Raw genomic sequence first — 21,954 nt, 5'->3', positions numbered from 1 at the left:
GGTGATTAGTCCAGTTTTAGTGTACTTATTTTGCGGCGTTATTGGCGCGTTATTATAGCGGGCTGAGTGCATAATCCGGCAACCGCCGGTGGGGATTCGGGGCGCTATCTTTAGTACCCTCGTGCATGGCATGGGGCGGGAGTCGTTGGCTTTATGAAGAAACCGATAAAAATAATCATCTGGGGGCTGTCAGCCGGTTTGGTGTTGGCGTTGGCTGCGGGTCTGGGAGTGATGTGGCCATTTCTCACCTATCCCCAGACTACCGTTAGTATTGATCGGTTAGCACCGTTGCAAGTACCCGCCCAGGAGCAATTTATGGCGGGCATAGGGGTGCGGGACATCACCACCCCCATCGGGATTCCTAAAATGGGGTATTCAGCCTGGGCCCGACAGGCTGATGGTTTTCGTACCCGCCTGAAAGCCCGTGCGTTTTACTTAAAGCCGGTGGCGGGGGAGCCGATGGTGGTGATCCAGGCGGATTTACCGGCCAGTTCGTTATTGCTGCTGCGTAAAGTATCCGAAGCCGTTGCCCGGCAAACCGATGTCGCCTTCCATAACATCAGCTTGCATGCCACTCATACTCACAGCGGCCCAGGACAGTATTTGTCCAGCGATTTTTACAACATCTTCGGTTCCGACAATCCGGGTTTTGATCCGGATGTGTTTGAGTTTCTGGTGTCGCAAATAGCCGATGCGGTGATCGCCGCTTTTCAGCAGCAGCGGCCAGCGAAAGTGGCTATCGGCACCCAGTCTATTTACGGCGTTACCAAAAACAGGGCTATGGGGGCGTACGTAAAGAATAATAATGTGGCTGGTAAGCAGCAGAATGACGCCGCTGCCTTACGCGCAGTGAATCCGCAACTAACCTTGGTGCGGATAGACGGCCAGACTGATTCTGGTGAATTCAAACCTATGGGTGCGTTTTCCACTTTCGCCATTCATGGTACCGGTATACCCCCGTTTACCCATCCCTATCACGGTGATGTCTGGGCCTTCTTCGAGCGGGATCTGGAACAGCGTATAGCGAGCCATTATCAACCACCTTGGCAACCGGTACACGGTCCGTTCGAAGCCAACCATGCAGATAATAATCCTAATTACCGGAAGGGAATGCGCGGTGACAGTGAAACCCGCCGTATTGGCTTGGCGTTGTCAGACCAGGCCTGGCAGATTTTTTCGAGTCTGGATTCGCAGCTCACAGATCAGGTGCGGATCACAACGGCTCAGCGCGAGCTGGACTTGCTTGATCCGGTTTCCGATCCGGATAAACTGTTGTGCGAGCGGGCCATTGCCGGCACTGCAATTGTGGGGGCTGCCAAAGACGATGAAGTGTTCCCGGTTTCTTATATTCCATGGTTTCAGCGCGGCTGGCCGGACAGTGGTGAACGGGATTGTCACCGTGAGAAACGCTGGATGTTATCCGGGCTGCAGCAATGGGCATTGGCACCGTCCCGTTATCCGCATAAATTGGTTTTGCATGTGTTTCAGTTGAACGAATTACTGCTGGTGGGGTTGCCCTTTGAAATCACCCTGGAGGCCGGAAACCGAATCGGGAAGGCCGTCACGAAGGTGGCACCGGAGTCGGTCGAACAGGTGGTGGTGAGCAGCCATAGTAACGGCTTTTTCGGATATAGCGTGACAGATGAGGAATATTCAGCGCAGTGGTACGAGGGTGGCCATACCTTGTATGGGCCTCGAACTACGGAGTTTTTAGCCCGACAATCGGCGCGCTTAGTGAAGGATATGTCGTTACAGCCGGGCTTGTCAGAAATGCCGGAAAGCTGGGCCTTTAGTCTGGTCAGTCGCCATTTTTTTCCCCAAGAGCGCAAACCGGAGGGCCAGCGAATGCAGGTGCGGGTACCCCGATTTGTGGCAGGGACTGTGGATACTGAACCCTACTGGCAGTGGGATTATGTGGATGTGGCAACCTCGGATATGGAGTTGCACCAGCCGTTGATGCAGATCGAAGCCAGTGCCGACGGCGAGCACTTTACGCCGCTCATGAGCGGTGCGTTTCAGCCGGTCAGTGATGAAGGTTATGATATGCAAATTCGTTATCTGGAAGATTTGCAGCACGGCATGTCCCGCTATCAGTTACGCTGGTACAACCCTCAGGTTGCCATTCCCGGTCAATGGTTCCGCTTTCAGGTGGCACCGCGCAGCGGATTGGCAGAGATTACTTCTTCTGCCTTCCGGTAGCCATTTATTCTCAACAAGGTGATGTATCCGGTTGGATTCCGAACGTTCGTTTTCGCGTACTTTACTGCTGACGATGTTGGCCATGCTGGCGTTTGCGGGTAATTCCGTCATCGGCCGTTTAGCATTGCGCGATGGGGCCCTGGACGCCACTTCTTTCACCGTTCTGCGGCTGTTGGCGGGCGCAGTTGTGTTGACGGCGCTGGTGGGCTTGCGCTCCTCCGGGCGGCGCGGGCGTGCATTCGCATGGATCCGGCAGGGTGGTTGGATGCCTGCTTTGGCGTTATTTATCTACGCGATAACCTTTTCTTTCGCTTATCGAAACCTGACTGCAGCCACCGGGGCATTATTGTTGTTCGGTGCCGTGCAGGTCAGTATGATTTTGATTGGACTCCGGCGGGGCGAGCGATTGAGGCCGGTCGCCGTTGCCGGGTTTTTGCTGGCAGTAGCCGGGCTGATTGCTTTGTTGTTGCCGGGGTTGGCAGCGCCTCCGGTGGTGCCGGCCGCTCTCATGCTGATCTCCGGAACTGCGTGGGGTGTGTATTCTATTTTAGGGCGGGGTGTCGCGGATCCTTTGGTAGCAACCGCCGCCAATTTCCTGCGGGCGTTTCCCCTTTCTGTATTGATATTAATGGTGGTGTTGGTCGCGCCGGCCGATTTTAGCGGAGACACTCGCTTTTTGCGCATTTCAGACCTGAATTGGAACAGTTTCGCGACAGTCTACGCGATATTATCCGGCGGCCTGACTTCCGGGTTGGGGTATGCGATCTGGTATGCGGCGTTGCCGGGATTGAAATCGGCCCAAGCTGCGAGCGTCCAGCTCAGTGTGCCAGTGATTACGGCGCTGGCGGGTGTAGTGTTGCTGGGCGAAGCGATTAGTCTGCGTTTGCTCATTTGCAGCGTGGTCATACTCGGAGGCATCGGTCTGATTATTTCGGACCGCTAACTAACGGGTGAGATCAGAGCTCACTGCCCGAGCCGTTTGCACGGAATTCTCGCGCCGTCCGATTAGGATCATCACGATAGCGGGGCCATACATGATCAACCCGTAGACTGCGCAAGGCACCAGCATCAGTTCGCCACTTAAACCATTGACACCATCCAGCATCGCGGCCACGGCCATTCCCAATACGGTATTCTGGATTCCGATTTCGATGGCCAGCGTAATCGCCTGTTGCTTTGGCATCGCCAATAAGTGGGCTAACAGAAACCCGATTCCGGTCATCACCAGGCTCAGGGTGATGGTTATGCCGCCGACCATTGGCAAAATGGTCATCAGGCTGTCCTGGCTGCTCCATACAATCAACAGGACAATCAGGGTAAATGCAATCGCAGCTATTTTGTCGTAAAAGGGGCCGACGCCGCGGGCGAACCCGGGTGCCAAGCGCCGCACCAGCATACCCAGGCTCACGGGAATCACGGTATAAGCGAACACACTGAACATCAATTGGGCGGTGGGAATTTTAATGGTGGTGTCGGTTGCGCCGGCAAAATACTGTATCGCCAAGGCCGTGTATAAGGGGATGGTAAAAACCACAACGAAACTATTCACTGCGGTTAATGTGATGGAAAGTGGCCGGTCCCCCTTGGCAAGAAAGGACACCACGTTGGAGGTGGTGCCACCGGGGCAGGCCGCCAGAATAACCATGCCAATGGCAAACTCGGGTGTCAGTCCCCAGAATACGGCCAGGAATCCGCCCATCAGGGGCAATAACAGCAGCTGCCCACCGAGCCCGGCGGCGATGGCGTTGGGGTATTCTTTCAGACGAACGAAGTCGGCGATTGTGAGCGTCATGCCCATCCCGAACATAATGAATATCAACGTCAGGGGTAACGCGGTGGACAGCAGCAAGTCAGACATGGGGAATCTCCCGTAGACAGATTCCGGCACTTCATCATGATGATTTGCTCAATTCAATTTAATAAATAACCGAATGAGCAGTTGAACGTGCTTTTTTGCCGATTGAACTGAAAAGCTGATTAAGGGCAAAAAATACTAATGTTGTATTGCCGGTTCCAGACGGGGACTGCTTTGGTCTTTACGGATTTGGCGGGCCATTTTACGTGCCTCTTTCTGGCGGGCCAGAAAATTGCCTTCCACTTTATTTTGCATGCCGAATAACCATAAACCCGGGTTGCTGGCGTCCGCCTCCGGTGCATGCACCAGCGGCCGGCCCTCGCTATCGACTGCATCAAAGGGTTTGAGCAAGCTTTCCAACCCCGAGCGGTAGCCGGTGGCAAAGATAACGTTATCAAACGCCTGGGTTTCACCGTTGGTGAACTGCACATCCTGCTGATTAAATTGTTCAATACCTGGCAGAATTTTTATCTCACCGGATTTTATCGCGGCTACGCAGCCTTCATCGAACCCCGGGGTCAACCCCTGTCGGGCCAGTCGCGAACAGACTCCCTCAAGCGGGGAATTGAAGTTCCACTTTGTCAGGTCGCCTAAACAGAAGGTGGAAATCAGGCTAACCAGACGATCCTGCATTTTCAGCGGCAAGCGAACTAACAGCGGTGTCATCAGCTGCAGTGGAAAACCGAGAAACCGGGTGGGTAGAATATGGCCTCCGCTGCGGGTGGATACAGAAATAGATTTGCACTGCCCGGAGCGAACCAGATGGTTGGCGATATCCATCGCAGAGTTGCCAGCGCCGACAATAAGCACTCTTCGATCACGGTACTGTGCCACCGAACCGAAATCCGCTGCATGTTTATGCTCGTTCAGATAGCCGGAAAGCCCGGGCCAATGTGGTGTATAAGGAATTCGATCGGCTCCGGTAGCGATCACCAGGTTCTGCGCAAGCCAGGTGCCATTGTTGGTGTCCACCTGCCATGCGTCTGTGGTGCGCCGGACACGTTGCACCCGGGTGTTAAATTGAATATCAATATCCTGCTCTTGTTGTAGCCAGTCACTGTAGCGTTCCAGGTATCGAGCATAATGGTCGCGCTTGATAAACCCGCCATGGCGTAGTGACAAGGATTTGCCCGGTAAAGAAGACAACAAACGGTGGGTGTTGAGTGCCAGTTGAGGATGGCGCTCACGCCAGGAGGTGGCGACCTGATCACGGGCTTCCAAAACAACGGGGGCGATACCCTGCTGATTAAGGTAGAAGGCGGCGGTCAATCCGGAAGTGCCGCCACCGATGACTAACGCATCGAGAATGTGGGCTGCAGTTCGGTGCTTGATCATGATAGGTCCATGTCTTTTGTTGGCTCTGTTTGTTGAAGCAGCTGGGTAAGGTGGCCATGATACAGCGCTAATAGTCCGAATTCTTGTCTCTGTTCACCAAAGGAATGTGCATTTGTACCGTTTGTGGAAATTGGTTGTCATAGAAATCGGCTGGGCTTGCCTATTCCCATGTCCATCCGGTTTGTGGCATGGTTGGCAGCTCTGATTCCATCCGGAACGCGCCACCAAGGATTTGTCACCATGACCAACCAGATGAAATGGGTTTTGCTGTTGTGCGGCTGTTGCATCATGGCTGCCTGTGCGCTCAAGCAGCCTGAACCAGGGGCACAAACCGCGCTACCGACGGCCCCGGCCTCTGATGTTCTGTACGATGCCAGCAGTTGGAAGGCGCTCATTGCAGACAGTTGCCGGCATTTCACGGATGGTTGTAATACCTGTACTCGCGCGACTTCTGTAGACAGCGCAGTTTGCACGCGCAAGGCGTGCCTGCAGTATAAAAAGCCGCAATGCCTCGATAACAAACCGACTCAGGCGGTCTACGTTTGTAGTGGCAGCAAGATCTTCACGGTGTTTTACAAAGAGTACCGGTCGGGCGATCAGAAAGTCGCACTGAAAGCCGATCAGGTGATGCTGGTGGACGCGCAGGCCCGCACCGGCTACTCACTCACACGGCAGCCCAGCGCCTCCGGCAGTCGGTATTCAGGCGGCGGCCTGACATTCTGGGAACAAGGCGATCAAGCGACGTTGGAGCAACGGGGCAACCCTTTGTATGGTGCCTGCAGAAAACGCTAAGCCTCTGAATCATTTCTGTATTTTTCAGATTCATGAATTAGAATGAATGCATCAAAAGCCAATGGTTGGAGCCAATAACCAAGCAATATGACACAACCTATCGATTTCGAAGGCATTGAACGCCTTCCCCTTAAAGAGTATACCGAACGCGCCTATCTTGATTATTCCATGTACGTCATCCTGGATCGGGCGCTGCCCTCGCTGGGTGACGGCTTAAAACCGGTTCAGCGGCGTATCGTTTATGCCATGTCCGAGTTGGGGCTGAAGGCCAGTTCCAAACATAAAAAATCAGCTCGCACCGTGGGTGACGTGTTAGGGAAGTATCACCCGCACGGTGATAGCGCCTGTTACGAAGCCATGGTGTTGATGGCGCAGCCGTTTTCTTACCGCTATCCGTTGGTAGACGGGCAGGGTAACTGGGGTTCACAGGACGATCCTAAATCCTTCGCTGCGATGCGCTATACGGAATCGCGGTTGGCACCCTATGCTGACGTATTGCTGGGCGAGCTGGGTCAGGGCACCGTGGATTGGTCACCCAATTTCGATGGCTCTCTGGATGAGCCGGTTATGCTGCCCGCCCGCCTGCCCAATGTGTTGTTGAACGGCGCAATGGGGATAGCGGTCGGCATGTCCACGGATATTCCTCCGCACAATTTGCGGGAAGTGGGCTCCGCCTGCATTCGGTTGCTGGAAGATCCCGGTTGTTCGCTGGATGATCTTTGTGAAGATATACAGGGGCCGGATTTCCCTACCCACGCCGAAATCATTACCCCGCGCAACGATATTATTAAAATGTACGTGACCGGTCGGGGCTCGTTGCGCATGCGGGCCCGCTTCAGCCAGGAAGATGGCGACATCATTATTACCGCGTTACCGCATCAGGTTTCCGGCGGCAAGATTCTGGAGCAGATTGCCGACCAGATGAATAAGAAAAAATTGCCGATGGTGAGTGATCTGCGGGACGAATCGGATCACGAGAATCCGACCCGACTGGTGATTTCACCGCGCTCAAACCGGATTGATATTGAGCAGCTCATGGGGCACCTGTTCGCCACCACCGATCTGGAACGGACCTATCGCGTTAATATGAATGTGATCGGTAACGATGGCCGGCCCGGGGTGAAAGGCTTGCATGACATGCTCAGCGAGTGGCTTGAGTACCGCATCACGACTGTGCGCCGCCGTTTGCAATACCGTCTCGACAAGGTGCTGGACCGGTTGCACATCCTGGAAGGTTTGCTGATCGCCTATCTGAATATCGACGAAGTGATCCATATCATCCGCACCGAGGACGAACCCAAACCGGTTATGATGGAACGCTTTGGGATCAGTGAATTGCAGGCAGAAGCGATTCTGAATATCCGCTTACGCAATCTGGCGAAGCTGGAAGAATTTAAAATTCGTGGTGAGCAGGATGAATTGGAAAAAGAACGGAAGAAGCTGGAAGCGATTCTGAATTCCAATGCCAAACTTAAAAAGCTGATCGTAAGTGAAATCCGTGAAGACATGGAGAAACACGGTGACGACCGCAAGTCCCCTATCGTGATGCGGGAAGAAGCCAAGGCGTTGGACGAAACCGAGTTGATGTCGGCTGACCCTGTCACTGTGGTGTTGTCGAAGAAAGGTTGGGTGCGTGCTGCCAAAGGCCATGAAGTGGATGTAGCGGGCTTAAGTTATAAAGCGGGTGATGAATACCTGACGTGCGCTTTGGGCAAGTCGAATCAGAACGCGATATTTATTGATAGCACCGGGCGCAGTTATGCGGTTCCTGCGCATACCCTGCCTTCCGCACGAGGGCAGGGCGAACCCTTATCCGCCCGCGTTTCACCTCCCTCCGGAGCGACGTTCGAAGGTGTCTTGATGGGTGCGGACACTCAATTATATTTGATGGCCAGCGATGCAGGTTACGGTTTTATCGGTAAATTAGGCGATGCGCAAACCCGTAATAAAAACGGGAAAGCGTTTTTGAATCTGCCGAAAGGGGCGAAAGTATTACCCCCTAAAGTTGTGGCCGACACTGACAGTCAATATGTGGTGGCGGTGACCAACGAGGGCCGTATGCTGATGTTCCCGTTGGCGGAGCTGCCGGAGCTGGCCAAAGGTAAAGGCAATAAGATCATCGGTATCCCCGGGGCACGGGTGGAAAGCCGCGAAGAATTTGTGATTGATATTGTGGTGCTGGGCGAAGATAACCAACTTAAGATTTTCGCCGGAAAGCGGCATATCGGCCTGAAGTTTTCCGATCTTGAACACTATCTGGGTGAGCGCGGCCGCAGGGGTAACAAATTACCCAGAGGTTTCCAGAAAGTGGATGGGATTGAGGTGGTTTAGGTGATGGCTGTTTGGGTAACAGAATGTGCGAATAGTCTATAAAGCCCGTGACATTGCGGAAGCCCATATTGTTTCCGGGCTTTTGCACTCTCAAGACATTGACAATCATGTCAACGGGTTTTATTTGCAAGGTGCGATCGGTGATATCGGTGCATCTGATTTCGCCAATGTGCAGGTTCTGGATGCTGACTTTGTTGAGGCCCGGCAGGTGGTGACAGAATATGAGCGGGGACTTTACGATGGCCGAATGGCAGAGGGGGCTCAGCCTTCTCCGTCAGCTCAGGAAGTGGAATCGGGTCCGATGGAGAAGGGCCATAGCGAACAAAACAGCCTCACCAATGTTGCCGCAAGTGGCGTCCGCATAGCCGTTCTGGTGAGCGGTATTATCCTATTGGCTATGTATCTATTACTAGTCTGAGTTATTGAGCACCGTGTTTTTTCAGTACGTCGACGTAACCGGGCTGGCTGTTGTGCTGTTGTGCGATGTGCAGCAGGGTGCGGCCTTCGCCACCGGTTGCATTGATGTCCCGCCCTTGTGCTACAAACATCTCCAGAAAGCGGTCGAAAGCGTCGGCAGGTAAGCCGCGATAAGCTTTTAATAATACGTGAAAGTCTGCGTTCTCATCGCCTTCGGGCTGCATATCCAGAAATCGGGCAACCTTGCCTTCATCCAGTTCTTCGCCGATTACTTTCTGTTTGTCTTTCGTTGACATGCTGTTCCCCTCTACGGAAATTAAGGCACCATCGTCAGTGGCGCGCAATAGTATCACTCCCAGGAATTCTGATCGACCCCTGATTATTTATTATCCAGCAGGACGCCAATCCAGCGGGTTTCCTGGTTGGCTTCCAGGGCTAACTTCACGATCATCGTTAATGGAATTGACAGGAGCATGCCGACCGGACCCAAGACCCATCCCCAAAACAGTAACGACAAAAATACCACCAGGGTCGACAGGCCGAGTCCTTTGCCCATGTAGCGGGGCTCAATGATATTGCCCATCACGATATTGACGATAAAGAATCCCAGGGCGGTGATGCCGGCTCCGGTAAATCCAAACTGCACGAACGACAGCAACACCGCAGGAATCGCAGCGATAATCGAGCCGATATTGGGGATGAAATTCAGCAAAAATGCCAGCAACGCCCACAGCACCAGGTAATCCACGCCCTGAATACCGAGCCACAACGCAATAAACGCACCCGTAGCCAAGCTTACCAGGGATTTAATAATCAAATAGCGTTTAACCGACGTGTTGAACTTTTCGAAGGTGCTGATGGATTGATGTTGATCGCCCATGGCACGACGAAATTTGGCGGGAAAGCTGGATGCTTCAAACAGAATAAACAGCACGGTCAAAAAGATCAGAAAAAAATCCGCCAATGCATTGCCAAAACCGGTCAATGTTTTGCTAACCAACTCCATAATGCGACCGGGATTAACCTGATCCCTGACTAGCTGTTGCGATAGTTCAATGCCGTGATTAGCCAGCCAGGCAGTAACAAGTTGAATCTCATCCTGCAGGCTGGCCTGATAGGCCGGGACCTGTTTTGCAAAATTGTTAATGGAGGTGGCCACTAACATGGAAACGCCGCTGATGGAGACGACCACCACTAAAACCACGATGGTGACCGCGAGCGGTGAGGGCACTTTGCGTGCCTCCAACCAGAGCAGGGCGGGGGCGCAAAGTATCGCAATAAACACCGAGAGTAAAAATGGCACCAGGATTTCAACAGCGGATTTCATGCCGGCAACGAGCACAATGAAACAAGCCACCCCGAGCAAAAAACGCAAGGCTGGACTAAGAGCTTGGTACGGCATTGAGACTCCTGATTAACTGGACGGGTGAGTTACTTTATCAGTGGGCGGTAATGCGCTTTGACTGTCGTCTGTCGCAATATCGGTATCGTTTGTTTTATTTTTACTGCTTGGAGCGGGCTTTTCTTCACCGGGCTGGTTTATTGAATGGCCTTTGGCATCCGCGGGCAACGGCAGTTCCGTGGACCGGGCGGGCGGGCTTTTTTCCTCTGCAATCATTACGGCTGCGCAGTAATTGTGAGGGTCCTGTTCCAGTTTATTAGCCCGGATTAGTGTTTTCAGGCTTTCAACGTAGGCATCGCCTTTTTCAGAGTAGTGGGTCAGTCCACCGGCAAGATAGCAGCCGTTATACGAATCACCTTGTTGCCTTAAAGTGGAGCGGGTAGCACGCAAGTCCCGATAGGCCGGGTGGCTGTTGAGATTGCGCATGTAGCTGATCACAGAATCCATGGGTGATTCAAATACCCGGACTTCGTGTTTTTTTCCTTCACCGCGGCTTTCCGGCACCAGGCCGCAACCGGATGTAAAGCACCATTGTCCGAAATAGTTATTGCCGTCTCGGGCGAAACGGGATGTACCCCAGGCGCTTTCCATTGCCCCTTGCGCCAGCACCAGCGATGCAGGAAGGGCATCCACTTTAATCAGCAGTTGTTCCTGTATGATGGCCGGGTCTTTGCTTTTTATCCGGTAGCGTTTTGCCAGTGCAGTTAACTCATCACCTTTTATCTGGCCGGATTCGATTCGTTTGCGCAGCGTAAGAATTTCCTGATTGCGCTCTTTAACATACGGCTTCAAGAACCCGAAAAAAGCCGCTTTGCGCTTGCTGACCGACTTGTAAGCCGTGAAATCCGGCTTTTCGGGGGCCGGCGTCGTGGTTTCACTGATCACGACGGGCGTTGAGTCATAGGGCTGTGAAAAATGCAATGTGATTACAATTGCAGCAAGCGCTGTCACTAATATGAGGGGTAAGTGCCTTAACATGGCGTCTCCTTGGCAGGCTCTTAGTGGCCGATTACGCCACGTTCGCGGGTGATTTGCAATTACAGGTTGGCTACTTCGGCTTTTTCTTCCGTGCAGCGTTAAGTGTAGAATATGTGTCAAAGGTTTCCTTCCTGATTAATAAGGGCTACGAGTGCACGAAATTTTGTTGATCAACATCTCCGGCGCAGACAAGCCGGGGGTCACCTCGACCATTACGGATCTGTTATCCCGCTATGATGTAAACGTTTTGGATATTGGTCAGGCGGTGATACATGACACCCTGACTCTGGGGATGGTTATCGAGGTGCCCCAGGAGTTAGAGGCCTCTCCGGTCTTGAAGGACGTTTTGTTCGCCTGTCATAGTATGGATATGGCTGTACGCTTTATTCCCATTGACGACACAGAATACGAGGAGTGGGTGTGCAGCCAGGGTCGCGATCGCTATATTGTGACTCTGCTGGCCCGCAAGATTACGGCGCTGCACATTGCAGCCGTAACCCGCGTAGTGGCTCAGCACGATTTGAATATTGATAACCTCACCCGGCTGTCCGAGCGGATTTCGCTGTCTGATCAGCCGCGGGATCAAAAAGCCTGTGTTGAGCTGTCGGTGCGTGGAACTCCACGGGATATATCCCAGATGCGGGCGCAGTTTCTGGCGGTGGCAGGTGAGATGGGGGTCGATATCGCTTTTCAGAAAGACAATGCATATCGTCGCAATCGCCGTCTGGTTTGTTTCGATATGGACTCCACTTTAATTGAAGCGGAGGTGATTGACGAGCTGGCGAAAGCGGCGGGGGTGGGTGAACAGGTTGCCGAGATCACGGAGCAGGCCATGCGGGGTGAGCTCGATTTCACGCAAAGCTTTAAGCGCAGGGTAAGTTTGCTGAAGGGGCTCAGTGAGTCGGTGTTGGTGGACATAGCGGAAACGTTGCCCATTACGGAAGGAGCCGAAAACCTGATCAAGGCGCTCAAGGCGTTGGGCTATAAAACGGCGATCTTGTCCGGCGGATTCACCTATTTCGGAAAACACCTTCAGAGAAAGCTGGGCATTGATTATGTTTATGCGAATGATCTTGCCGTGGAAGATGGAAAAGTTACCGGCGAAGTCGTCGGGCAGGTGGTGGACGGCAAGCGGAAAGCGGAATTGCTCAAGCAGCTGGCAGAAAAAGAGGGCTTGGACTTGCAGCAGGTCATTGCGGTCGGCGATGGCGCTAATGATTTACCGATGCTGAACCTTGCCGGGTTGGGGATCGCATTTCGCGCCAAACCGGTGGTAAAAGAAAATGCGGAGCACTCTATTTCCGAGTTGGGGTTAGATGGGATTTTGTATTTGCTGGGCGTCCGGGATCGGGATAGCGAAGAGCTGTTGAAGCGGCTTTAGCCGGAGGAAGTTGTTCAGATATTAAAAAGCCCGCTGCAATTTTATCTGCAGCGGGCTTTTTATTTTTTCCTGGAACTGAGCCGGAGATTGAATTAATCCGGTGAATCCTGGTCATGGATTTTTTTAATGCGATACTCTTTCTGGTCACCGGCGTGCGTGAATATGATAATTTCACCAATCAAACCGATTGCGAGCAGTTGAAACCCTAATACAAAGAATAAGCAAAACATAACCAGTAATGGTCGGTCGGAAAGGGGGATTCCCCAGGCAAAGCGCTCCAAAGCCAAGTAGAGCAAACCCAGAGCACCTATGCCGATGCTTCCGCTGCCCAGTAATCCGAAAAAGCGTAGTGGCTTTTTGTTGAACTTGGTCAGGAACACAACGGTAAGCAAATCCAGTAACCGACGCAGATAGACTTGGGGTGTGTATAAGCGAGTGCCAGCGTCATCTTTTGCCTGAGGCAGTTCGATTTCAGTAAAGCTGTACCCGATTTGATGAACAAGCAGGGGTAAAAATCGGTGCTGATCGCCGTACAAATTCAGTTCTTTTGCCGCAACGGATTTCAGCAACCGCACACCACAGCCGATATCAGTAAAGTTCTGACCTGAGAACTTTCTTAAAAGGTAGTTGAAGGTTTTGGTCTGAATCTGGTTGCCAGCGGTATCAATCCGGGGCCAGCGTTTTGCTAACACCAGGTCGTATTCTTCAATGTGTTCGAAAAGTTTGCCAAGGCTGCTGGTTTCAACTTGCTTGTACGTCGGCAATATTAGAATGAGTTCGCCAGTGGCCTTGCTCATACCGGCCTGTATGGCAGTTGCTTCGCCGAAATCACGGGACATATACATCACGGTGATATTTTTAGCGTCTTTAGCGTGATCAACCAGCTGATCACCAATATGATGATTGCCTTTGCTGACGACAAAAATATATTCAGGTTGCGTGAACTTAGCGCCCAGGTATTCCTGATATTCTTTGAAGGTTGCTAGTGTGTTTTCGGTTCTTTCGCATACGGGAATAATTACGCTTAGAGGCGTCGAACTATCTGCTTGGCTCATCGTTAATCCTAGATTCGGGCTCAATTACTTTTTCACTATTCAATTGCGCTGTTAAGAGTGCAAGCTTTCCAATTGCGATATTGCCTTTGGCGAATATGAGTTCGGAAAGAAAGCCCAGACTGATCAGAAAAATTGCGGTAGAGAAAAATAGAATCGCTAATGTCGTTTCGACTACTAGATTGCTTTCGTTTACGTCCAATGCCAACAATATAGTACAAATTAAAGCAACCAGAAGCGGTATTCCGGATAGCTTGGTAAACCACCTCATGGGGTGGCTGGCAACGGATAATATCGTCTTTATGGTGAGCAAATCTAACAGTACTTTGTAAACACGTGAAAGCCCGTATTTGGATTCGCCGAATTGCCGGGCGTGGTGTTTAACTTTAACTTCTGCTACGCGTGCGCCGGAGACAGACAGCAATGCCGGAATAAACCGGTGCAATTCATTATAAAACGGCAGACTCTGCATTACCTCCGCGCGATAGACCTTCAGGGAGCAGCCGTTGTCCTTAATGGGGACGCCGGTGACTTTGCCGATCAGCCGATTGGCAATCATGGACGGAATTTTACGGGTAATCAGTTTGTCCTGCCGATTGTGGCGCCAGCCGACGACGATATCGTAACCTTCGCGGAGCGTCTTCACCATCATCGGAATATCAGAAGGATCATTCTGCAAATCGCCGTCCATGGTAACAATAATATCACCGCGAGCGTTATCGATGCCGGCGGCCATTGCGGGCGTTTGGCCATAATTCTTACGGAAATTAACCACTCTAAGGTGGTGATCAGCCTTTGCCAAAGCAATGGCGTTATCCAGAGTCTTGTCCTTGCTGCCGTCATTAACGAAAAGAATCTCATACTCCAGCCCCATAGGGCTGACCGCATCAGTAATGGCCTTGTAAAGGTGACCGACACTTTCTTCTTCGTTATATAAAGGCGCAACAATGGATAGCTCGATGGTTCGTGTCATCCGGAGTGTCCTACAACAGATTTTCGATTTTAACAGTGGAGCATAATTTAACACTTATGCTTATAATAGGCCATGTTTTGGCACTGAATGAGAATAAGTACAGAATTCAAATTAATAATTTATCACCTTGTTAGCATTCTGCCATGTGGATCGGGTAATTGCTGTTATGATTAATGCCATTATCTGAGTTTTCGGGTGTCTTGATAACAGTTTGGTTGCTCAACGGATACCCTGCTTTAATTATTGTTTGTATTTGTAAAATGCTCGCTCCGGGGCGCTATCATTATTAAGACATCCTTATTATAGATCCATATTCCGGCTTCGGGGTTCGCATCCGATTTGTCTTAAATTTGTTATAACGTGCCGGGGTGGGTGACGCGGAAGGTAATATGCGAAGACCTATCTATTTTGCTTGTTTGAATTTAATGTTAAATCAAAGGTTTAGCGCAGCTAGTCAGTAATTACACAGTACCAGGAGGTCCGCGCCAGATCATGATTTGGTTGCGGTGAACGCCTCGCAAACCGTTCCAGGGTATAAAACGAATATGAAACGAAGTGAATCTTTGCAGGCTCTTGAGACAACCGAATTCGATGTGCTGGTGATAGGGGGCGGGATTTTCGGTGCCTGTGCCGCCCGCGAGGCAAGTAAGCGCGGCCTGAAAGTGGCCTTGATAGAAAAGCGCGATTTTGCCAGTGGTTCCTCTTCCCAACACTTTAAAATGCTGCACGGCGGAATCCGCTATCTGCAGCACGGCGATCTTGTCCGGGTCCGTGAATCTATTGATGCCCGTCGTTTCTTTTTTAAAACACTACCGCACCTGGTTGACCCGCTGCCGATCATAATTCCTACTTATAATGTTGGTACCCCGCGCTGGATGCTGGCTGCCGGTGTGTTTGTCTATGACGCGGTGGCACTGGACCGCAATTGGGGTGTGCAGGCAAGCGAAAAGCACATACCGGGTGGCAAAGTGCTATCCAAAGCGGATGTGGTTGAAGCGTTTCCCGAAATCGATCAGCAAGGGCTCACCGGGGGGGTGCTTTTCTATGACGGGCAAATGTACAACCCCTGCCGGATCGTGGTCTCTTATGTGCGTGACGCCGATGAAAACGGCGCTGTAATTTGTAACTATTTGAATGCGACGAAAATTTTAGAAGAAAACGGTCTGGTTCAGGGGGCTGAGGTATTGGATGAACTCAGTGGCAAGCGTTTCACGATCCGCAGCAAAAGTGTGCTCAATGCCGCTGGTGGCTGGGCGCACCGCCTGATCAATGAATCCCTGGGCAGCGCCCACAGTCCAAACGTTAATTTTTCCCGTGACGCCTGCTTTTTGGTGAAGCGTCAAATATCCAAGCGCAATGCCGTTGCCGTGTTGGGGCAAAGTAAAGATCCCGATGCGCTGGTAAGCCGGGGCGCCCGCCATCTTTTTGTCGTGCCCTGGCGGGATTATTCGCTGGTGGGTGTCTGGCATGTGGTGAAAAAAGAGAAACCCGAAGATGTGTATATTACGCGACAAGAAATCGAAACCTTTATTGAAGAGGTTAACGCGGGCTATAAAGGCTTAAATATACAGTTTGAGGATGTCACCATCAGCAACTGGGGGCTCACCCTATTCGGCGAGAACACCGAAGACAGCAAGGATCTGAGCTATGGAAAACGATCGGTGTTAATCAATCATGCCAAGGAGCAGGGCTTAAAGGGGTTGGTGACATTGATCGGCGTTCGGGCCACTACTTCCGGCGTAATGGCCGTTCAAGCGGTTAATGAGGTGGAAGCTGCGCTGAATATTAGCAAGAGCAAGGCCGTTTTCGATAGCACACCAGCCTGGGGCGGAACGGCAATCGATAAATCCGTCATTCTGTCACAACTGGATGGCAACGCGGTGGTAGCGGACACGTTGTATCGCAATTACGGTGCGGGTGCGCAGGATGTATTGGCAATCGCTGGCCGCCGTCCCGAGCTGAAAAAGACAATCGATGGTACCCATGTACTGGCCGCTGAAATTGTTCACGCGATCGAAACAGAGTTGGCGGTTAAGCTGGTCGATGTGGTGCTGCGGCGTACGGAAATTGGCAACGCAGGTTGCCCATCGGAGCAGGCAATTACGCAATGCGCCGATGTAATGGCGCAGGTACTGAACTGGACCGAAGAAGAGAAACTTAGCAATATCAAGGAGTTGAAAGATGCGTACCCAAATATCAGACTGTAAAGGGAGTCATTCATGAAGATTGCTGTAACCGGCGCTGCCGGATTTGTCGGACAGAACGTATGTCGATATTTGGATCAACAGGGGCATACCGTGATTCCGCTGTTACGGGTGGCTGCTCCAATGGCGGGAGAACTGTCTCACCTTACCCCGGTGCAGGCCGACGTTACCTCTAAAGACAGCCTGCTGAAGGCGCTGCAAGGAGTGGATGTCTGTATTAACCTGGCGGCGCTGTTTAATCATCCGGATAAATCCATGGAAGATTATTTCGCTGTGAATGTGACGGGTGTCCGTAACGTGCTGGAGGCGGCAAAAGAAGCCGGCGTAAAACGGGTCGTGCACTGCAGCACCGTGGGTGTGGCCGCCGGTGGGCGTATGCCGTTCTCTGAGCAATCCCCGTACTGCCCTCCCGAGTGGGACAAGTATGAAACCTCCAAAACCGAAGGCGAGAAGATGGCCGTAGCGTTTTGCGAAGAACACAATTATCCGGTCATCGTAATACGACCCGCACAAGTCTATGGTCCGGGCGATGTGAGCAAATTGAAATTTTATAAAATGGTGAAAAAGGGCGTGATAGTCAGCCCCGGTAAAACCCTGAAGCATCTTATTTATATTGACGATCTGAGCCGGGCCTTTGAAGCGGCACTGACTAACGAAACGCTGATCGGGAAGCCGGTTATTATCGCCAGTAAAACCGTCACTCCGCTGAAAGAGTTGGTGCAGATTGTAGCCGGCGAACTCCGGGTGAGCCCGCCCAAAGTGGTTATTCCAGCAGTACCCATGACGTTATTCGCAACGGCGGTTGAAATTGCGTTTAATTTAATCAACAAGAAACCCCCTATCTTCAGACGCAGTATGGATTTCTTCACCAAATCCGTCAGCTTCAAGACTGAACGTATGGAGCGGGATTTGAAAATCGAACCTGAGATCAGTGCGCAAGAAGGTGTCCGGCGTACTGCAGAGTGGTATAAAAAAGAAGGATTAATCTAATGTCTGCGGACGACAATGCAGAAGCGAAGCATATTGATAAAATGAGCCGCATCAAAGGGTTGATCTTTTCCAATCCGGTAGAGTGGATTCATTTGTTTAAGGTCGCTATCAATACTTTCTGGTGCCGGTATGTTCTGCGTTGCGTCGGGGCGGGGTCCATTGTGGGCGGCAAGGTTAACATGATTAACCCGTCCAATATCCGCATTGGCCGGGATTGTCTGATACTGGATCAGGTCTATATGCGCGCGGGCTCGGATGGTTATATCCATGTGGGCCGCGATTGTGCTATTAACAGCTACGCCAAGATTTTCGGTCATGGCGGTGTGGTAATAGGCAATAACGCGCAGGTCGGTCCGGGCGCGTTAATTACGACCACAAGCCACGATATCCGTAAGGCGATGAAGGCGGAATTTAAAACCGTCACGATTGGTGACTGGGCCTGGGTGGGTGCGAATGCCACCGTATTGCCTGGGATTACCATAGGCCGTTATGCCGTGGTGGGTGCCGGTTCCATTGTCACAAAAGATGTCCCTGATTTTGCCATTGTGGTGGGTAACCCGGGTAAAATTATAGGTGAGAATGAAGTGGCGAAAGCTCAACACGGCTGATTGGCCGCGGGATTGGTTCAACCCACGGAGCGGGGCCGGATACTCTTTTTACTTCAACGCAGGAGCGGGTTTGTCGAGATAATGCATTAAGCCACTATCGCTTCTGTAGCCCCGATTTTATGAAGAAAAAAATTCTATTGTGCGTAAAGCTTTTGGTGACCAGTCTAGTGGTGTACTGGATTGTGGTAAGTGTCGACTGGAAGCAAGCGCTGCATTACATCGAAGATCTGCCGTTTCATGTGTTCGCTATTGCCGTGTTTGCTATGTTGGGCGGATGGTTCGTGAGCGCGATAAAGTGGGGCCAGCTTTTAAAGATACACGAACAACGATATGGTTTGCCGGATTTAACCCGTTGGTATGGTATTGCATTCTTTATCAGCCAGTTTCTCCCTTCGGCGATCGGTGGTGATGCCTACCGTATCTACAAAACATTCGGCAAAGACGGCGACCAGAAAACAGTGGCGTTCCTGTCGGTTTTTATTGAGCGCTTAACGGGTTTCGCTGCCCTGGTTATGATTGGTGGTTGCGTTGCAATCTACCTTTGGTTGACGCGAGATGACAAGCTTTCCGCCTATTACCTGATGATCCTGGTGCCGGTAGGTGTGGCGTCGATTCTTGGGGTGGTTTTGGTGTATGCGTTTAACCTTTCGGAAAAAATCCTCAACAGTAAATACTGCCCCAAAGTGCTGGCCTATTTGGTTAAACATATGGGGGCGTACAAATACCATCTTGGCCGTTGTGTGAACGTGATGCTGTTTTCGTTCTTATTCCATGGGCTGATGATTTTAGCTTACGCTGTATTGGTGCATGCGCTGGTTGGCGAGTATAAGGTCATGGAAATTGCGATCGTTTTGAGCATCACGGTCTTCGTTAGTATGCTACCGATCAGTATAGGTGGTTATGGTGTAGTTGACGGTGCCTTTATGTATTTCATGGAGAGCTACGGGCTGGACGACTCAGTTGGGATTGTCGTGGCACTGTTAATCCGCCTGGCTGCGCTGCCCATTTCGCTGATCGGAAGTGTTTTGTATTTGCTGGAAGGCAAGCCGAAGATTCCGCCTGGTGGCGTTTAGTTGCTGACAGCATAAGGGTGGGGGGGCGCAACGCTACCTTATGCAGCGCCGCGCCGTCAGCTTAACTTCTGCTGCTGCCTGCAGCCACGCCTTTCGAATCCTTCAGCAGGCTTTCGAACAGGGTTTCATACTCTTTCGCGCAGTTCTCGATAAAGTATTGTTCTACTTTCTGCTTGTTGTATTCACCTATCTGTTGCGCCAGTGATGGGTCGGATAGCAGCCGGTTTAACTCATTCAGGAACGCGGTTTCGTCGTTTAATTCGAGCAGCGCTCCGGTCTTGCCGTGTTCCAGGAAATCAGTTTGGCCGCCGTGGTTGTAACACATGACTGGCAAATTCGCCGCCATGGCTTCCAAAAAGACCAAGCCAAAACCTTCATGCTGACTGGTGGATACATAGAGGTCGGCATTGGCCAGCAGTGCGTATTTCTTTTCTTCGCTGACAAAACCTGCGAAGACCACCTTGTCTGCGACATTGAGCTGGTTGGCCAGGGCTTGCAGGGATTCTTGTTGCGGGCCACTCCCGATCAGTACCAGCTTGCAATTGTCCTGTTTCAGGCGGCTGAACACGGTGATCAAACGATCGTTTGCTTTGCGCGATACTTGCCTGCCAACAGTGACTAAAATCTTTTCCTGGTCGGTAAAGCCGAGCTCCTGGCGCGTGGTGGACGGAAAGTGAGGCCGATTGATACCCAGCGGAATCAGCGCTGGCTTGAGTCCGGCATCATAGAACGTCGTGACGTTTTCATTGGTGTTGCGTGACTGGCCGACCACGGCGTCCGCTTTATGCAGCAGGCTGTTTACCCACATGCGTAGCAGGAAATGCCGGTGTGGTGAGGTAAATTTGCTCGGGTCGTACAGATCTCCGCCGTGTACAGAGAGCACATTCGGTACATTGAAATTTTTGGCCAGGCTGTGGCCGACTGGCCCGGAGGGCAGGGCAAAGTGGGTATTGATAATATCAAACTGTTCTTTTTGCAGCAGTTTGGTGCCGTAGCGCAGCCCGTTCATGATGTAGGCCGCCATCGAGGGGAAGTTAGCCGCTGCCATTTGCCGCCGGGTATAGACCGGTACCCGTATGATACGTACATTGTTCAATGTTTCTTCGGCCGCGAGATTGGGGCCGCAAGAGGTCAGAACGGTGACCTGATGACGGTGTGCCAGTTCTTCCGCCAGCATGGCGTTGACGACGCCTCCGCCCCCGCCCAAAGGGGGGTATTCGTAATTGCAGAAGAGTATCCGCATAGTGTGATCCTGTATTGGGGATGCGATGTAAAACCCTGAGCGTTACCGTGATATGCCAGCAAGGCAAATGCGTAGGCTAATCCATTAAGGTGTTAACCAGGCGTCACATTGTAAGTCGAACGGCCAGCTGTTTTGTGAATAAGATAAGTATAAGCCGATGATTTTAAAAGGCCAGTACGGGGGGGTATTGTGTGGATGCCAGGCCTAAAATCCAGTGACTTTTGGCAGCTTTTATTATCAAAATTGTAATAGATTAAAACATTTCAAAGATGCACAATATTGCTCGATCCATTTACTCAAAGTTTGCGTGCTCCCGATTCACGGGCGTGTGCGGCATGTTTTATTGGCGAATATTGCAAGGCGGATAGTATGTTAACCAGCGATCAACTCGCAGCAAAAATTGAACCGTTCGATTCATTCTGGGAAGGCCCTTCCGATGTTGAGGGTGGCTATGACAAATTTAACGCGTTCTATAAGGATAATTACCTGAGCCATATGCCATCCAATAAGGATGCGAAAATATTGGCCATCAGCTGTGGTCCGGGTTATTTCGTCCGCATGATGAATTTACAGGGCTATACCAATGTGCTGGGTATCGATTCCCGGTCGTGCCAAATCCAGTATGCGGCGAACAAGCAACTGAATTGTAAGCAGATCCGGGCATTTGAATATGTATCTGAGCTGGAAGATAACAGCATGGATGCGATTTTCTGTGAGCAGGAAATTAACCATCTGACCAAAGATGAGATTATGGTTTTTCTGCCTCTGTGTCTGAAAAAGCTCAAACCCAGTGGCCGTATTGTTTGTCATGTGCTGAACGGGGCAAACCCTGTGACCGGTTCGGAATCTTTGGCGCAAAATTTTGATCATTACAATACGTTCACCGAGTACACCTTGACTCAGGTTCTTGAGCATTGTGGCTACGATAATATTAAGGTGTTTCCGTTGAATCTGTACGTGTTCTGGAAGAACCCCTTAAACTATGTGTTATTGGCTGCGTCCACTGTGCTGCATGGTGTGTTTCGCGCGCTATTCATTATGTACGGCAAGCACAACAAGCTGTTCACGAAAAAGATTGCTGCATCAGCGCAAAAGCCCCAGCCTTAAACCGGGTGTGATCG

General features: G+C 51.4%; 19 protein-coding genes. 11 read left to right on the top strand and 8 right to left on the bottom strand.

Annotated features, from left to right (window positions below; all coding sequences use genetic code 11):
• Positions 1 to 153 precede the first annotated feature (153 nt).
• Positions 154 to 2,199 carry a neutral/alkaline non-lysosomal ceramidase N-terminal domain-containing protein gene (locus FT643_RS05845; protein ID WP_156870128.1) on the top strand — a complete coding sequence of 682 codons (2,046 nt, stop codon included), beginning with the start codon at positions 154 to 156 and terminating at the stop codon, positions 2,197 to 2,199.
• A gap of 73 nt (positions 2,200 to 2,272) precedes the next feature.
• On the top strand, positions 2,273 to 3,142 hold the full coding sequence (locus tag FT643_RS05840) for a DMT family transporter (protein WP_156870568.1): 870 nt from the start codon (positions 2,273 to 2,275) through the stop codon (positions 3,140 to 3,142).
• On the opposite strand, the gene FT643_RS05835 is transcribed toward FT643_RS05840, so the two are convergent.
• Positions 3,143 to 4,057, bottom strand: coding sequence for a bile acid:sodium symporter family protein (locus FT643_RS05835; protein WP_156870126.1), 915 nt, complete (start codon positions 4,055 to 4,057; stop codon positions 3,143 to 3,145).
• Positions 4,058 to 4,192: 135 nt separating this feature from the next.
• The gene (locus FT643_RS05830; protein ID WP_156870124.1) at positions 4,193 to 5,389 is read right to left on the bottom strand and encodes a flavin-containing monooxygenase; all 1,197 of its coding nucleotides are present in this window, start codon (positions 5,387 to 5,389) and stop codon (positions 4,193 to 4,195) included.
• A gap of 240 nt (positions 5,390 to 5,629) precedes the next feature.
• Here FT643_RS05830 and FT643_RS05825 point away from each other — a divergent pair, with 240 nt between their 5' ends.
• The 3 genes from FT643_RS05825 to FT643_RS05815 all read left to right on the top strand — a co-directional run bounded on the left by FT643_RS05825 (position 5,630) and on the right by FT643_RS05815 (position 8,930).
• Positions 5,630 to 6,181: an MliC family protein gene (locus tag FT643_RS05825; protein ID WP_198043349.1), complete on the top strand. Its 552-nt coding sequence runs from the start codon at positions 5,630 to 5,632 to the stop codon at positions 6,179 to 6,181.
• Positions 6,182 to 6,268: 87 nt separating this feature from the next.
• Positions 6,269 to 8,512 carry a DNA topoisomerase IV subunit A gene (parC, locus tag FT643_RS05820; protein ID WP_156870120.1) on the top strand — a complete coding sequence of 748 codons (2,244 nt, stop codon included), beginning with the start codon at positions 6,269 to 6,271 and terminating at the stop codon, positions 8,510 to 8,512.
• Positions 8,513 to 8,537: 25 nt separating this feature from the next.
• Positions 8,538 to 8,930 carry a putative signal transducing protein gene (locus FT643_RS05815; protein WP_198043348.1) on the top strand — a complete coding sequence of 131 codons (393 nt, stop codon included), beginning with the start codon at positions 8,538 to 8,540 and terminating at the stop codon, positions 8,928 to 8,930.
• A 1-nt stretch (position 8,931) separates the two neighbouring features.
• Here FT643_RS05815 and FT643_RS05810 read toward each other — a convergent pair whose 3' ends face one another.
• The 3 genes from FT643_RS05810 to FT643_RS05800 all read right to left on the bottom strand — a co-directional run bounded on the left by FT643_RS05810 (position 8,932) and on the right by FT643_RS05800 (position 11,309).
• Entirely contained in the window at positions 8,932 to 9,225 is a 294-nt protein-coding gene (locus FT643_RS05810) for a PA4642 family protein (RefSeq protein WP_156870118.1), read from the bottom strand.
• Between the two features lie 83 nt (positions 9,226 to 9,308).
• Positions 9,309 to 10,331, bottom strand: coding sequence for an AI-2E family transporter (locus FT643_RS05805; RefSeq protein WP_156870116.1), 1,023 nt, complete (start codon positions 10,329 to 10,331; stop codon positions 9,309 to 9,311).
• A gap of 12 nt (positions 10,332 to 10,343) precedes the next feature.
• Positions 10,344 to 11,309: a glucosaminidase domain-containing protein gene (locus FT643_RS05800; protein WP_156870114.1), complete on the bottom strand. Its 966-nt coding sequence runs from the start codon at positions 11,307 to 11,309 to the stop codon at positions 10,344 to 10,346.
• A 151-nt stretch (positions 11,310 to 11,460) separates the two neighbouring features.
• On the opposite strand from FT643_RS05800, the gene serB reads away from it, so the two are divergent.
• Positions 11,461 to 12,690 (top strand): phosphoserine phosphatase SerB, encoded by a 1,230-nt coding sequence (gene serB / locus FT643_RS05795; protein ID WP_317621950.1) that lies wholly within the window; start codon positions 11,461 to 11,463, stop codon positions 12,688 to 12,690.
• A 92-nt stretch (positions 12,691 to 12,782) separates the two neighbouring features.
• On the opposite strand, the gene FT643_RS05790 is transcribed toward serB, so the two are convergent.
• Together FT643_RS05790 and FT643_RS05785 are read right to left on the bottom strand one after the other, a co-directional pair.
• Complete coding sequence (locus FT643_RS05790; RefSeq protein WP_156870112.1) at positions 12,783 to 13,745, bottom strand: glycosyltransferase; 963 nt, start codon at positions 13,743 to 13,745, stop codon at positions 12,783 to 12,785.
• Positions 13,729 to 14,715 carry a glycosyltransferase family 2 protein gene (locus FT643_RS05785; protein WP_156870110.1) on the bottom strand — a complete coding sequence of 329 codons (987 nt, stop codon included), beginning with the start codon at positions 14,713 to 14,715 and terminating at the stop codon, positions 13,729 to 13,731. The genes FT643_RS05790 and FT643_RS05785 overlap by 17 nt, the downstream gene beginning before the upstream one ends.
• Positions 14,716 to 15,260: 545 nt before the next feature.
• On the opposite strand from FT643_RS05785, the gene FT643_RS05780 reads away from it, so the two are divergent.
• The 4 genes from FT643_RS05780 (at position 15,261) to FT643_RS05765 (ending at position 19,590) form a co-directional block, all read left to right on the top strand.
• A complete protein-coding gene (locus tag FT643_RS05780; RefSeq protein WP_156870108.1) occupies positions 15,261 to 16,922 on the top strand; it encodes a glycerol-3-phosphate dehydrogenase/oxidase in 1,662 nt (553 codons plus the stop codon).
• 12 nt (positions 16,923 to 16,934) lie between these two features.
• Positions 16,935 to 17,909, top strand: a complete 975-nt coding sequence (locus tag FT643_RS05775) for an NAD-dependent epimerase/dehydratase family protein (protein WP_156870106.1) — start codon at positions 16,935 to 16,937, stop codon at positions 17,907 to 17,909.
• Positions 17,909 to 18,517: an acyltransferase gene (locus FT643_RS23775; RefSeq protein WP_156870104.1), complete on the top strand. Its 609-nt coding sequence runs from the start codon at positions 17,909 to 17,911 to the stop codon at positions 18,515 to 18,517. Before FT643_RS05775 ends, FT643_RS23775 begins: the two co-directional genes overlap by 1 nt.
• A 119-nt stretch (positions 18,518 to 18,636) precedes the next feature.
• The gene (locus FT643_RS05765) at positions 18,637 to 19,590 is read left to right on the top strand and encodes a lysylphosphatidylglycerol synthase transmembrane domain-containing protein (protein ID WP_156870102.1); all 954 of its coding nucleotides are present in this window, start codon (positions 18,637 to 18,639) and stop codon (positions 19,588 to 19,590) included.
• 61 nt (positions 19,591 to 19,651) lie between these two features.
• Here the strand turns inward: FT643_RS05765 and FT643_RS05760 are convergent, their stop codons facing one another.
• Positions 19,652 to 20,833 (bottom strand): glycosyltransferase family 4 protein, encoded by a 1,182-nt coding sequence (locus tag FT643_RS05760; RefSeq protein ID WP_156870100.1) that lies wholly within the window; start codon positions 20,831 to 20,833, stop codon positions 19,652 to 19,654.
• Positions 20,834 to 21,202: 369 nt separating this feature from the next.
• On the opposite strand from FT643_RS05760, the gene FT643_RS05755 reads away from it, so the two are divergent.
• Positions 21,203 to 21,940, top strand: coding sequence for a class I SAM-dependent methyltransferase (locus tag FT643_RS05755; protein ID WP_156870098.1), 738 nt, complete (start codon positions 21,203 to 21,205; stop codon positions 21,938 to 21,940).
• Positions 21,941 to 21,954 lie beyond the last annotated feature (14 nt).

It is taken from the genome of Ketobacter sp. MCCC 1A13808 (genome assembly GCF_009746715.1).
In the GTDB taxonomy this organism is placed as follows: domain Bacteria; phylum Pseudomonadota; class Gammaproteobacteria; order Pseudomonadales; family Ketobacteraceae; genus Ketobacter.
The sequence above is the reverse complement of the archived record's forward strand: the minus strand, read 5'-3'. Positions and strand labels throughout refer to the sequence as shown.